We start from the raw sequence: 14,133 nt of genomic DNA, 5'->3' as shown, positions 1-14,133 counted from the left end.
ATGACTCACAGGAGGTCGTAAGGTGTCCACGATGCCGGTCGGTGGTCCGACTCCCCGCGCCAGCGCTGACGCGGCGGACCTCGTCGTCCGCAACGCCAAGATCCACACGAGAGATCCCCGGCTCCCGCAGGCCGAGGCGATCGCCATCCGCGACGGTGTGATCACCGCTGTGGGCGGGGACAAGGACGTGGCCGGCCTCGTCGGGCCGGCCACGCGGGTGGTCGACGCCCTCGGTCGCAGGATGATCCCCGGCCTCAACGACGCCCACCTGCACGTGATCCGCGGTGGCCTCAACTATGTGCTCGAACTGCGCTGGGACGGTGTCCGCTCACTGCGCGAGGGGCTGGCCATGCTGCGTGAACAGGCAGCCCGCACGCCCAAGGGCCAGTGGGTGCGGGTGGTCGGCGGCTGGTCGGCCGAGCAGTTCGCCGAGCGCCGGCTGCCCACCGTCGCCGAACTGAACGCCGCCGCGCCTGACACGCCCGTCTTCGTACTGCACCTGTACCAGGCCGCGGTCCTCAACCGCGCGGCGCTCCGGGCGGTGGGTTACGACCGGGACACCCCCGACCCAGCGGGCGGTCAGATCGTACGGGGCCGCGACGGCGGACCCACGGGCATGCTGCTCGCCGCCCCCAGCGCCCTGATCCTCTACTCCACCCTGGCCAAAGCCCCGTTGCTGGACGAGGAGCACAGGAAGACCTCCACCCGTCACTTCCTGCGGGAGCTGAACAGGTTCGGGCTCACCTCGGCGATCGACGCGGCGGGCGGGTTCCAGGCCTTCCCCGACAACTACGAGACGGTCACCGAACTGGCGCGGGAAGGCCAGCTCTCGCTGCGCATCGCCTACCACCTCTTTCCTCAGACAGCCGGTCAGGAGATCGACGACCTCACCCGCTGGACCGGCATGGTCCGCCCCGGGGACGGTGACGAGTGGCTGCGCTTCAACGGCGCCGGCGAGAACCTCACGTGGGCGGCGGCGGACTTCGAGAACTTCGCCCAGCCACGCCCCGAACACGCCGCCGACTACGAGGTGGAGTTCGAGAAGGCGGTACGCCTCCTCATGGAGAACGGCTGGGGGTTCCGGCTGCACGCCACGTACGACGAAACCATCCGCCGAGACCTCGCCGTGTTCGAGAAGCTCGCCGCGGAAGGACTCTTCCCGGGCGAGAACCGATGGCTGTTCGACCATGCGGAGACCGTGTCCGCCGACAGCCTCGACCGCATCGCCGCACTCGGCGGCGCCATGTCCGTCCAGAACCGGCTGTCCTTCCAGGGCGAGGCGTTCGTGCGCCGCTACGGCATCGGAGCCGCCGCCGACGCCCCGCCGGTCCGCGCCATGCTGGCCCGGGGGCTGACCGTCGGTGCCGGCACCGACGCCACCCGGGTGTCGTCGTACAACCCCTGGGTCGCGCTGCACTGGCTGGTCACCGGCCGGACGGTGGGCGACCTGGCCATTCACCCGGCGCACAATCTCGTGGACCGCGAGACGGCCCTGACCATGTTCACCGAGTCGGGTGCCGCGCTGACCGGCGAACAGGATCTCAAGGGGGTGCTGCGCCCGGGTTGTCTCGGCGATCTCGCCGTTCTCTCCGAGGACTACTTCGCGGTCGCCGACTCGGAGATACCGCACATCGAGTCCTTGCTGACCGTCGTCGGCGGACGTGTCGTCTATTCGGCCGGCGAGTACGAGGGCATCGACGAGGCGCTGCCTCCCGTGACCCCTGCCTGGAGCCCGGTGGCGCACTTCGGTGGCTACCAGGCCGCACCTGCCGCACTTCGTCCGGGCGTCCGGCAGGCCGAAATGCTCGGTGATGCCGTCGCGGAGTCGGAGCTGCACCGCCAGTGGCGCGTCCGCCGCGGGGTCGCCCCGCAAGCCGGCGCCACGGCTTTCGACCCCTGCTTCTCGTTCTGAACCGGCGGACTGCCGTGTCCGTGACCGCGCCCGCGGCGCCCCGCCCGGGCCGGGTCGCCGTCTCCGCGGCCCTCGCGCCCGCCGGCCCGGGCCCCCTTCTCGACCAACGGCCTTCCACCGCCGCGCTCCTGACCGCCGCTCCTGCCGACGGTGACCGCGATCAGCCACCAGCGGCGGTTCGCCCGTTCGCCCGGTGCTGCGGCAAGCGTCGGCCCGCGGTGCGCACCTACGAAAGGACTCCCCATGCCGCACCGGCTGCCGAGTGACGGGGCCCGCGCCTCGGTCCCGTCAGAGGAAGGCCGCCCTGGCCCCCGGCCGCCGCTGCCGGCGGTGGTCACCGGTCCCGCGAGCCCGAGCGGAGCGCGGCCGTGGCCGGGCAGCGCAGGACACCGACAGGCGCGGTCATGAAGCGCGCGGAGGTCTCGGCCTGGGCGCCACTGGCCGCCCGTGTCTTTCGTGCCCTGTGGATCGCGCAACTGGTGTCCAACACCGGCAGCTGGATGCAGACGGTCGGCGCCCAATGGCTCCTCGTAGGGCACAGTGCGGCGCTGGTGACGCTCGTGCAGACCGCGGCCAGCCTCCCGGTCGTCCTGCTCGCCGTGCCCTCCGGTGTGCTGGCCGACCGCTACGACCGCCGGTCGGTGATCCTGGCCGCCCAGTGCGCCATGCTCGCCGTCTCCACCGTCCTGACGGTGCTGGCCTTCAGGGACGCGCTCACCGCGCCCATGCTGCTGTGTCTCACCTTCCTGCTGGGTTGCGGCACCGCGCTGATGGGGCCGGCCTGGCAGGCCATACAGCCGGAACTGGTCGAACGGAACCAGCTGGGGCAAGCCGCGGCACTGGGCGCCGTGAACATGAACCTGGCCCGCGCCGTCGGCCCGGCCCTCGGCGGCGCCCTGGTCGCGGCCGCCGGCGCGGGCTGGGTCTTCGCCTTCAACGCCCTGTCCTACCTGGGTATCGCCGCCGTGCTGCTGCTGTGGCAACGACCGCGGGCGCAACGGCCCCCTGCTGGGGAAGAGGGGCTGCTGGCGGCCGTGCACGCCGGTCGGCGCTATGTGTGGCACGCGCCCGGCGTTCGCCGGGTCCTGCTGCGAACGATCCTGTTCATTCCCGGTGGGGCGGCGTTGTGGTCGCTGCTCCCGCTGGTGGCCAGTCGTTCCCTGGGGCTCGACTCGGGCGGCTACGGACTCCTGCTGGGCGCGGTCGGAGTCGGCGCCGTCAGCGGCGCCTTCGCTCTGCCCGGGCTCCGTCGAGTGCTGGGAAGCAACGGCACCTTGGCCGCCGGAGCAGCCGTGTTCGCGGCCACCCTTGCCGTACTGGCCCTGGTCCGCTCCCCATGGGTCGCGGCGGCGTCACTGCTGCCCGCGGGCCTTGCCTGGATCGGCGTCCTGTCCACCCTCAACGCGGCGATCCAGCAGCGGCTGCCCGGCTGGGTCAGAGCCCGCGGGCTCGCCTTCTACCTGGTGGTCTTCCAAGGCGGACAGGCGCTGACGGCACCGCTGTGGGGCGCGCTCGCCGACGGAGCGGGACTGACGGCCGCCCTGCTCACCGGCGCCGGCCTGCTGCTGGCCGCCGCCGTGAGCGTGCGCCGCTGGCCGCTGTACACGACGGACGGCATCGACCCGCGACTCTCCGACCACTGGCCCACCCCGCCCCTGGTGTTCGAACCGGGACCGGCCGACGGCCCGGTGCTCGTCTCCGTCACCTACCAGGTCGCTCCCGGCGATCAGGCCGCCTTCACGGACCGCATGCGGAACCTCGCCCGTTCACGGCGCCGCACCGGCGCACTCACCTGGGGCCTGTACCAGGACGGTCGGCATCCCGAACGGTTCACCGAGAACTACCTGGTCGCGTCCTGGTCGGAACATCTGGCTCAGCACCACGGCCGTCTCACAGCCACAGACCGCCACATCGAAGAGCGTGCCCGCCGGCTCCTGGCACCGGGTACGTCCCCGGAGGTGACGCACGCCTTCGACGCGTCAGCCGGACCCGTGGCCACGGCCACCGCTGACCAGCGAGGGGCGACGATCGCGGAAACCTAGGCAGGCCCCGCGCCGTCATCGGCAGCCCTCCCGGCGTCGGTACCCCGGCAGCGGAGCCCCGTGGCGGGGCCCGCACCGCCGAACCGTCCCGGCGAGGCCCCGCGCCCGGCCCGTCGGCGGTGCACGGTCCGGGCGCGGGGCAGCGAAGAGCCGCGCGGACACGGGCGGTGCGTGTGTCCGCGCGGCCGTCAGCTCCTCGCGTGGTCCGCCTCGCGGATCAGGTCCGCGATCTCCTCCACCGGGAGACGGCGGCGGTGTGCGAAGTGCCCCCGGGTCAGTTCGAGTGGAGGGAGGCGCGCAGGGTGGTGACGGCGAGGGTGATCGCGGCCTGGGCGGCGTGGGTCTCGCGCAGGGCGTTGAGCATCACGAAGTCGTGGATGATGCCCTGGAAGCGTACGGCGGTGACCGGGACGCCGGCCTCGCGCAGCTTGTTGGCGTACGCCTCGCCCTCGTCGCGCAGGACGTCGGCCTCGCCGGTGATGACGAGGGCCGGGGGAAGTCCGGTGAGCTGCTCGGTGGTGGCGCGCAGCGGGGAGGCGGTGATCTGGGCGCGTTCGGCCTCGTCGGTGGTGTACTGGTCCCAGAACCACTGCATGCCGTCGCGGCGCAGGAAGTAGCCGGTAGCGAACTGGTGGTAGGAGCCGGTGTCGAAGTTCGCGTCGGTGACGGGGTAGAACAGCACCTGCTGGACCAGGGATACGTTTCCGCGTTCCTTGGCCATCAGGGTCAGGGCCGCGGCCATGTTGCCGCCGACGGAGTCACCGGCGACCGCGACGCGGGCCGGGTCCAGGCCGTGGTCGGCGCCCTGTTCCATGATCCACCGGGCGACGGTGTAGTTCTGCTCGATGGCGACGGGGTAGCGGGCCTCGGGGGAGAGGTCGTACTCGGGGAAGACGACGGCGGCCTGTGCGCCGACGGCGAGTTCGCGTACCAGGCGGTCGTGGGTGTGGGCGTTGCCGAACACCCAGCCGGCGCCGTGGATGTAGAGGATCACCGGCAGGGTGCCGGTGACGCCGGCGGGCCTGACGACGCGGGTGCGGACACTGCCCGTGGGGCCGCCCGGGACGGTGATCCACTCCTCGTCGACGTCCGGCTTGGCGATGTCGCCGGACTGCACCTCGTCGACCGCCTTGCGGCCCTCGACGGGGCCGAGGTCGAAGAGGTAGGGCGGGTTGGCGGTCGCCTCGGCGAACGCCCGGGCGGCGGGTTCCAGCACCGGCGAAACCGGCTCGACGACGTCGGACATGAGTATCTCCTGCTGCTATCGGTGTGCGTTGTGCTGCCTCTTCACGCTAGGGCCGCAGGGTGCCCGGACAATGACTGCACGTGCACCCGCTCTGTCCGCACAGCGCACAGAGCGCCGCGCACCCCGTGCCGTGGCGACGGGTCAGCCCCGGCCCGCGCCGTCCCGCCACTCGCGTGGGGTCATGCCGTAGGCGGCGCGGAAGACGCGGCTGAAGTGCGCGGCGCTGGCGAAGCCCCACCGGCCCGCGACGGCGGCGATGGTCCGGCTTCCACGGCCGGGGCGGGTCAGATCGCGGCGGCACTCCTCGAGGCGGCGGTGCAGGATCCAGCGGCCCACGGTGATCCCCTCGGCCTGGAAGAGCTTGTGCAGGTAGCGCACGGAGATGCGCTGGGAGCGGGCGATGACCTCCGGGCAGAGGCCGGGCTCGGTCAGGTGCAGTTCGACGTAGTCCAGGATCCGGGCCAGGATCGGCGCCCGGCTGCCCGGCGGGCCCGGCATGCGCGCGCCCAGCTGTTCGGCGGCGAGGGGCCGCAGGAGATCTAGGGCGTTGGCGGCGAGCATCTTGCCGACCGGCGGCCGGGCCCGCGACATGGTGCGGGCGAGATCGGACAGCAACGGTGACAGCAGGGCGCCGAGCTGGGAGGCACCGGCGACCGGCGTACGGGTGACCCGCGCGGCGTCGGCCGCCGTCAGCCCGAGCAGGCCGGCGGGCACGAGGAAGACCGTCGCCCGGAACCGCTCGGGGAAGTCCAGGGTCGCCGGCCGGTGGGCGTCGTAGAAGCAGACGACCTCGGGGGAGAGGTGCAGGGTGACCGGCTCGGTGCCCGGTAGGCCGGCGGCGGCACGCAGGCCCACGAAGAGGTACTCGCCGACGTCCCGGGCGTACAACCGGTGCTCCGGCCCCGGCGCCCGATCTCCCGGCAGCTGCCCCGGGCCCATTTCGCCGGTCATGATCTCGACGCCCATGGGCGTCCGACAAACGGGTGCGCCGATGCTGCTGGTGATGGACATCTTCCGCCGTTGCCTCCGGAGCGACTGTCGAACTCGTCGCCCGGACCATAGGACCAGGGAAGCGCGAAAGAAGTGATGATGCAGTGACAACGCAGTGACAGCGCCCGGGCACGGCACCGGCGCGCCTCTCGGGAGGCTTCCCGAAGTTCGCGTGGCGCTGCCGCGCGGTTCGGCGGCGAAGACCCCATGCGGGTCGCGGGTGGGCTCTGCGGACCGGCGGACCGGCGGGCGCGGCGGCCGGCGCCGGAGCGAGGCCGGTGCGGCGGCTCAGGCTCCGGCGGGCGGGACAAGGGACGCTCCGACGTGGCGCGTACGGCGTTCAGCGCTCGGCGGGCGGCTGCCGGGGCCACCGCACGTCGGGGATCCCGTCCGGTCCCAGCGTCTCGACCGGGCGACCAGGGACGGTCAGCCGACGCCGGCCCGGCCGTCCCAACCGGTCAGGAGTGCCTCGACCCGCTCTGCGTCGGGGTGACCCAGGGACCTGAAAAGGGCAAGCGCCCGGTCCCAGACGGCGCGAGCGCCGTCCTCGTCGCCCATGGCGCGGTGGGTGTCACCGACGCGGACGAGGACGCTGGCCTCGACGTAGGGCGCGCCGAGGTCGCTCAGCAGGGCCAGGGCGTTGTGGTAGCCGAGCAGGGCGTGCGGGTGGCGGCCAAGGTGCTGGTGGGCGTAGCCGATGCTGTCCCAGGTGACTGCCTGGCCGTAGCGGTCGCCGAGGTCCTGGAGCATGGCCAGGGCTTCGAAGCAGTGCGTCAGGGCCGGCCGGTACTCGCCGAGGAGGGCGTGGTACCAGCCGACGGAGTTCAGGACGCTGGCCTGCGCGGCCTGGTCGCCCAGGGCGCGGAACAGGTTCAGGGCGAGCTGGTTGTGGCGCAGCGCGCCGGGCAGGTCGCCGCGCTGTTCGCTCTCCCAGCCGAGACTGCGGTGGGTGTGGGCACGGCCGGTGTCGTCGCCCAGCTGAGTGAAGAGTTCCAAGGCGTGTTCGAGGCGGGGCACGGCTTGGTCGTCGAGGCCGAGCCGGCCCTCGATGCGGGCCAGTCCGCGCAGCCCCCGGGCCTCCAGGGGGGTTTCGGCGAGCCGCCGGGCGGCGTCGAGCGCGGTGCGCTGCACGACGAGCCCGTCGTGCCAGTGGCCGCGTCGGTCGAAGAACGGCTCCAGGGACCAGGCCAGATGGCAGGCGAGACGTTCCTGCCCGGAGGCGGCGGCGGTCTCGACGACGGCGAGGAGCGCCGCGTGCTCGGCGGTGAGCCACGCCAGGGCCTGGTCCTCGTCGGCGAGCGGTTCGGGTCGCACACCCTCAGGTGCGGGGGGCGGAGGCAGCGGGTCGGCGTTCGGGGCGAGCAGCCGGTCCGCGGCGTGGGCGGTGTGCAGGTAGTAGTGGTGCAGCCGGTGGAGGGCCTCGCGTCGCTCGGCCTCGGTGTGCCTCTCCTCGAGGAGTTCGCCGGCGTGGGCGCGGAGCAGGTCGTGGAACGTGTAGCGGGCGGGGCTGTGCTCGGTGACGAGGTGCAGGTCGGTCAGCTCGGCCAGCAGCGGTCGGGTCCGGCGCGCCGGCAGGCCGGCCAGGGCCGCCGCGGCCGGTGGCGAGAAGTCCGGGCCGGGGTGCAGGGCGAGCAGACGGAACAGCCGGGCCGCCTCGTCGGAGACCTCCCGGGAGGACCAGGAGAACACCGTGCCGACGTCCACGGAGGCGTCGGAGCGGGCGAAGGCGTCCAGGCGCCCGCGAGTCCCGCGCAGTTCGGCGGCCACGGCGGAGAGCGGGAAGTGCGGGTGGGCGGCTGCCCGGGCGGCGACGCAGGCGAGGGCGAGGGGCAGCCCGGCGCACAGCACGGTGATCTCGTCGGCGGCGCGCGGCTCGGCCCCGACCCGCTCGGCGCCCAGCCGGCGGGTGAGGAAGGCACGCGCCTGATCGCTGCCGAAAGGCCGCAGTGTCAACGAGTGGGCGCCTTGCCCGGCGACCAGCCCGGACAGTGTGTTGCGGCTGGTGACGACGGTGAGGCAGCCGGGGGTGCCGGGCAGCAGCGGTCTCACGTGGTCGCTGTCCCGGACGTTGTCGAGGACGACGAGGACACGCCGGCCGGCGAGCACGCTGCGGTAGAGCGCGGCCTGCGCGTCCAGGCCGCGCGGTACCCGGTCGGGTGGCACGCCGAGCGCGTCGAGGAAGCCCCGGATGGCTTCCCCCGCCTCCACGACCGCGCCGGACGGGTCGAAGCCGCGCAGGTTGACGTAGAGCTGTCCGTCGGGGAAGCGGTCGGCGACGCGGTGGGCCCAGTGCACCGCCAGGGTGGTCTTGCCGACGCCGGCCATGCCGCTGATGACGCTGATCGGCGCGGCGTGCGGCAGTGAGTCGTTCCCGCACGGCATCGCGGGAACTTCGTCCAGCTCGCCGCTGCGGTCGATGAACGCCGCAACCTCGTGCGGGAGTTGGGCGGGCACGGGAGAGGACGGGGTGACCGGCGCCGGGGCGGCGCGGTGAGGGGCGTTCGCGGGAGGGGCGGGCTGATCGGTGGTCGGCCCGCCAGGGGCGGACGCTCCCGCGTCCACGGCGGGGCCTGCCCGCAGTACGGCGTTCCGCGCCTCCCGCAGTTCCGGCCCCGGGGTGATGCCCAGTTCCCCGGCCAGCCGGGTCCGTACGGCCTCGTGGACGGTGAGCGCCTGGGACCGGCAGCCCGCCGCCGTCAGCACGCGGATCAGCCTGGCCTGCAGGGGTTCGTCCAGCGGGTGTTCCGCGGCGGCCCGGTGCAGTTCCGGCAGGACCGCCTCGGGCAGGCCGGCGCGTAGAGCCGCGTCGGCCGCCTCCCGGACCGCCGCGAGCCGTTCGCGGTCCGCCGCGCCGAACACCGGGTGCGCGCGGGCCTCCGCGGACATGCCGGTGGCGATCGGTCCGCGCCACAGGGACAGCGCCTCGGTGAGCAGGCCGACGGCGTGCGCGGGCGATTCCCCCGCGGCCCGGCGTCCCGCCTCCCGCAGCGCGCGGAAGCGCAGCAGGTCGAGCGAATCACCGTCGGTCACGAGCCGGTAGCCGCCCGCGTCGCGCACGATCCAGCGGCCCTCCGAACGGGTGGCGAGGCCGGGCTCCAGCAGGCGCCGCAGTGAACCCACGTGCCGTCGGACCACGTTGACCGCGCTGCGCGGCGGATTCGCCCCCCACAGCACGTCGACGATGTCGTCCATGGTCACCGGCCGGGCAGCCCCGGCCAGCAACAGCGCCAGCAAAGTGCGCTCCTGCGGTCCGCCGAGCTCCAGCTCGGCCTCACCCCGCAGCACCCGAACGGGCCCCAGGACCGCGAACCGTACGGCAGCCGTTCGCACACCGGTGCACCCGGTGTCGTCGGCTCTCGCCTGCCCGGACGTGACGAGCGGCTCGTGGACGGACTCCGCCGGCTCGGACATGCCGGCCGCTTCCAACACTGCCGGTTCTCCTCCGGGACGGCGCCGCCAGGACACCTGAAAACGTACTACAGGAGGAGAAGTGGCCGACGAGGGAAGAGGGCGGGACCGCCGTCCGCCATCCCGGGGAGGCGTCCGTGCCGGCGGCACCGGTCACGGCACCTGACGACGGCGGCCGGTGCCGGGCCGAGACCGCCACCGGCCGCCGTGCGCTGACCGGCACGACCAGGTGCGCTCCCGGGCAACCACGTACCGGTGTCGCGCCTACGTTCACCGGCATGGATGCGGGCGCAGGCCCCTGGGCGCGTCGCGGTGGACGAAAGTCGCGCCAGGCGAAGCGGAACCCCGGAGGCGGCCTCACGGCATCTTCACCGGCGGTACCCGCACTGCTGCGGTCCGTCGTCCGACGAGACAGGGAGAGACAATGAGCATGCCGAACGGGGTCGATGTCGATGTCCCGCCCAGCGGCCCCGGCTGTGTCGAGTGCGAGGCCACCGGTGCCTGGTGGTTCCACTTGCGCCGCTGCGCTCTCTGCGGTCATGTGGGCTGCTGCGACGACTCTCCGTCCAAGCATGCCACCGCGCACGCCCGGTCGGCCGGCCACCCCCTGATCCAGAGCTTCGAACCCGGCGAGAGCTGGTTCTGGGACTACGACACGTCCACTCTGTACGAGGCGGGACCGGAACTGGCCCCGCCGCACAGCCACCCCGCCGGCCAGCCCGTCCCCGGACCGGCGGGACGGGTACCGGACGACTGGGCCGAGCACCTGGGCTGACGTCGTGCCGTCACCGTCGCAGCAGCGCGGCGGCCCTGCCGCGTCCGATGCCCTGGTGCACTCCCGGCGGCGGCGTCTTCCGTTGCCGGGAGCGCGTCCCACTGCCGGCGTGCGGCCACCCGGTGAGCGCGCCGGAGCCGGGCCGGTGGCCGAGGCCGCAGTCCGGCGCGCGTGCGGGCATGGGGCGCGGACGGCTCAGTGAACCCTGTCTCCGGTGCGCGCCTGCGTCGGTGCGGCGCCGTGCGGTGACGACGTGCGAGAGCCGCGGCGGCCACCCTCCGCGCCGAACGTCATGCGCCGGCCGGTGACCACACCGCCTTCGGCGGGCTGATCGTCGCCACCGCGCCTGCGCTTCGAGCCGCCGCCCGTGTCGTCACACCCCACCTCCGGACGGACGCTGCGCCATTCGCGAGGTGAGAGGCCGTAGGCGTCCCGGAACACCCGGCTGAAGTGGGTGGGGTTGACGAATCCCCATCGCTGGGCGATGGAGGACACCGTGGGCGACGTGCGGCTGCGGCGGGCGAGTTCGTGGGCGCACTTCTCCAGCCGGCGCCGCTGGATCAGCCGGCTGATCGTGATGGCCTCGTCTTCGAAGAGGCGGTGAAGATAGCGCACCGAGATGTGGTGAGCCCGCGCCACCGATTCCGGGGACAGGGCCGGATCGCCCAGGTTCTCGTCGATGTAGTCGCGGACGCGCTGCACGAGGAAGCTGCGCGTGGTCCCGGACCCCGCCGCCGTTTCCTCGGTCAGCTCGGTCACCAGGGTGCCGAAGAGGTCGACGAGGCCGTTGGCCAGCCTGCCCGCGGCGGACGGTGAGTAGACGTGGGCGGAGGCGACCACCGTGGCGAGGAAGGGCCTCAGGATCGCGGCGCACCCTTGCCCGGTGTCGATCGCGGTGCCGGTGATCCTGCCGAGATCCTCGTCCGACAGAGCCGTCATGCGGCGGGGGATGTGCACCACGCGCGTGGCGAAGCGCTCCGGATGGTCCAGGAAGTACGGGCGCGAGGTGTCGTAGACGAAGAGGTCGTCCGGGTCCGCCGTGGCCTGCCGGCCGTCCTGGACGAGTGTCGTCCTGCCCGCCATCTGTACGCCCACGGCCACGAACGGCTCGGGCGAGCGCGCGATGTGGGCCGCCGTCCGCCGGACACGCTGGGGGGCGGCCTCAGTGGTGGAGACCCGCAGGGTACCGACTCGGGCAGTGCAGACGCGGCCGAGGAACGGACCGTCGTCGCGTGGAACGACGGTCACGGGCACCAGCGCCCGCTCCACCACGTCGCGCCAGTGGGTGAGTCTGTGTTCATCGGGTACCGAAGCAGTCGTCAATACCGGGTTCATCCGGCTCTCCTCTCCAACCAGGTGCAACCGGCGGAGATCGTGGGCTCCTGGAGCGCACAGGGACCGGGCGGATGCGTGCCGCCGGAGAAGGCGGCACTCGGTGCCCGGGCACGTGCGGAGGTCCCGTCGCGTCGCGGAACCCCCCCGCGACGGAAGTCAGGCAGCAACACTGCGGCCCGTGTTCCCCGCCTTGACCAGCCAAGCAGCTGATCGTTTCCGGCTCCAGGCACTAAGCAGGCAGAAAGGGCGGCGGACCGGACGACGACCGGACGTCGCGGACAACGCTCGGGACGCCGCCGATGCCACCGGTGGCCGGCCCCGGTGGCCCACCGGTCAGCCACGCCCGCGCCGCGGCACTTCGCGGCTCCCGGGCTCTCCGGCAACGGCATGGACGCCGTCGCCGTCCTCATGGTGGCTCGGTGGCCGGTGCCCGCATCACCGCCCGTGACACGGGCGGAGCTTGCCACGCCTCGCCTACCGTGCCCGGCGCTGTCTCACCGGCCGGGGCACTTACGGGCGCGGGATGTTGCGCAGGTTGGTGCGGGCGAGGTGGATCATGCGTCCCACGCCGCCGGTGAGGACGCTGCGCCCGGCGGACAGGGCGAAGCCCTTGACCTGCTCCGCGGTGGCCTTGGGGGGGATGGCGAGTGCGTCGGGGTCGGTGACCACGTCGACCAGGGCCGGCCCGTCGTGGTTGAAGGCCTCGCGCAGAGCGCCGCGCACCTCTCCCGGACTCTCCACACGGATGCCGAGCGCGCCCGCGGCGGTGGCGATGGCCGCGTAATCGGTGTGCGGGTACGCGGTGCCGTGCGGAGGCAGACCGTCGACCATCATCTCCAGGTCGACCATGCCGAGGGACGAGTTGTTGAAGAGGACCACCTTCACCGGCAGGCCGTACTGCACCAGGGTCAGGAAGTCTCCCATGAGCATGGAGAATCCGCCGTCGCCGGAGAGGGACACCACCTGGCGCCCCCGGTCGAGGAACTGGGCGCCGATCGCCTGGGGCAGCGCGTTGGCCATGGAGCCGTGCACGAAGGAGCCGAGGATGCGACGGCGCCCGTTCGGGGTCAGGTAGCGGGCCGCCCAGACGCAGCACATGCCGGTGTCCACGGTGAAGACCGCGTCGTCGGCCGCCTCCTCGTCGAGCACCGACGCCACGTACTCGGGGTGGATCGGGGTGAGTGTTCCGACGTCGTGGGTGTAGGCGCCGACCGCCTTCTCCAGGGCGTGGACGTGTCGGTCCAGCATCCGGTCCAGGAACCGCCGGGACGGCTTCTCCCGCACGGCGGGGGTCAGGCACTTCAGCGTCTCGCGTACGTCTCCCCAGACGGCGAGGTCCAACTGCGTGCGGCGGCCGAGTCGTTCGGGCTGGATGTCGATCTGCACGGTCTTCACGTCGCGCGGCAGGAAGTTGGAGTACGGGAAGTCGGTGCCGAGGAGGATCAGCAGGTCGCACTCGTGCATCGCCTCGTAGGCGGCGCCGTAACCCAGCAGGCCCGACATGCCGACGTCGTACGGGTTGTCGTACTGGATGTGCTCCTTGCCGCGGAGCGCGTGGCCCACCGGGGCCTTGACCTTCTCGGCGAACGCCATCACCTCGGCGTGGGCACCGGCGACGCCCCGGCCGCAGAACAGCGTGACCTTCCCGGCGGCGTCCACCAGTTCCCGCAGGCGCGCCAGTTCGTGGTCGGCCGGGCGGACGGCGGGCCGGTCCAGCGGTATCGCCAGCTCCGCTCCGTCGCTCGGGGTGTCCTCGTCCGCGACATCACCGGACAGGGCGACCACCGACACCCCGCGCCGGCCCACCGCGTGCTGGATCGCCGTCTGCACCACCCGGGGCATCTGCCGGGGCGAGGAGATGAGTTCCGAATAGTGACTGCATTCTTCGAACAGCCGGTCCGGGTGTGTTTCCTGGAAGTACCCGGTGCCGATCTCGCCACTGGGTATCTGTGCGGCCAGCGCGAGGACCGGCGCCATCGACCGGTGGGCGTCGAACAGGCCGTTGATCAGATGGAGGTTGCCCGGTCCGCAGGAACCGGCGCAGGCCGCCAGCCGACCGGTGAGCTGCGCCTCGGCACCGGCGGCGAAGGCCGCGACCTCCTCGTGCCGCACCTGGACCCACTCCAGGGACCGGTGCCGTCTGACGGCGTCCACGACGGGGTTGAGGCTGTCACCGACCACACCGTACATACGGTGCACACCCGCACGGGCCAGAAGATCTACGTACTGTTCGGCAACGCTCTGCTTCGCCATGGAACTCCTTGAGCCGGTCAGTCATGGGGCGCGGTCAGGCTAGTGAGAGCGTGAGGCGCCTTTTTGCCGGTCAGCGCACCGCATGAGAACCGGCAGCGCACTCGACGGGTATGCGGTGCGCCATGCCGGGACGCCGTGCGTATCGGGCGAAGGCCGGGGAGTTCCGGATCTC

Annotated in this window: 8 protein-coding genes; 3 read left to right on the top strand and 5 right to left on the bottom strand. The window is 72.8% G+C overall.

Annotated features, from left to right (window positions below; all coding sequences use genetic code 11):
- Positions 1 to 31 precede the first annotated feature (31 nt).
- Complete coding sequence (locus tag ACGFT1_RS27270) at positions 32 to 1,912, top strand: amidohydrolase (protein WP_373911665.1); 1,881 nt, start codon at positions 32 to 34, stop codon at positions 1,910 to 1,912.
- A 404-nt stretch (positions 1,913 to 2,316) separates the two neighbouring features.
- Positions 2,317 to 3,954 carry an MFS transporter gene (locus tag ACGFT1_RS27265; protein WP_373911630.1) on the top strand — a complete coding sequence of 546 codons (1,638 nt, stop codon included), beginning with the start codon at positions 2,317 to 2,319 and terminating at the stop codon, positions 3,952 to 3,954.
- A gap of 274 nt (positions 3,955 to 4,228) precedes the next feature.
- Here ACGFT1_RS27265 and ACGFT1_RS27260 read toward each other — a convergent pair whose 3' ends face one another.
- The 3 genes from ACGFT1_RS27260 to ACGFT1_RS27250 form a co-directional block, all read right to left on the bottom strand.
- Positions 4,229 to 5,200: an alpha/beta hydrolase gene (locus ACGFT1_RS27260; RefSeq protein ID WP_373911629.1), complete on the bottom strand. Its 972-nt coding sequence runs from the start codon at positions 5,198 to 5,200 to the stop codon at positions 4,229 to 4,231.
- Between the two features lie 141 nt (positions 5,201 to 5,341).
- Entirely contained in the window at positions 5,342 to 6,166 is an 825-nt protein-coding gene (locus ACGFT1_RS27255; protein ID WP_373911628.1) for a helix-turn-helix domain-containing protein, read from the bottom strand.
- A gap of 450 nt (positions 6,167 to 6,616) precedes the next feature.
- A complete protein-coding gene (locus ACGFT1_RS27250) occupies positions 6,617 to 9,601 on the bottom strand; it encodes a BTAD domain-containing putative transcriptional regulator (RefSeq protein ID WP_373911627.1) in 2,985 nt (994 codons plus the stop codon).
- Positions 9,602 to 10,022: 421 nt separating this feature from the next.
- Here ACGFT1_RS27250 and ACGFT1_RS27245 point away from each other — a divergent pair, with 421 nt between their 5' ends.
- On the top strand, positions 10,023 to 10,373 hold the full coding sequence (locus ACGFT1_RS27245) for a UBP-type zinc finger domain-containing protein (RefSeq protein WP_373911626.1): 351 nt from the start codon (positions 10,023 to 10,025) through the stop codon (positions 10,371 to 10,373).
- Between the two features lie 195 nt (positions 10,374 to 10,568).
- On the opposite strand, the gene ACGFT1_RS27240 is transcribed toward ACGFT1_RS27245, so the two are convergent.
- Positions 10,569 to 11,708, bottom strand: coding sequence for a helix-turn-helix domain-containing protein (locus ACGFT1_RS27240; protein ID WP_373911625.1), 1,140 nt, complete (start codon positions 11,706 to 11,708; stop codon positions 10,569 to 10,571).
- Between the two features lie 510 nt (positions 11,709 to 12,218).
- Positions 12,219 to 13,961 (bottom strand): pyruvate dehydrogenase, encoded by a 1,743-nt coding sequence (locus ACGFT1_RS27235; RefSeq protein ID WP_373911624.1) that lies wholly within the window; start codon positions 13,959 to 13,961, stop codon positions 12,219 to 12,221.
- Positions 13,962 to 14,133: the final 172 nt, after the last annotated feature.

The sequence above is a fragment of the Streptomyces sp. Y20 genome (assembly GCF_043195475.1).
In the GTDB taxonomy this organism is placed as follows: Bacteria; Actinomycetota; Actinomycetes; order Streptomycetales; family Streptomycetaceae; genus Streptomyces.
Note: the sequence above shows the minus strand (reverse complement) of the source record. Positions and strands in the feature narration are given on the sequence as shown.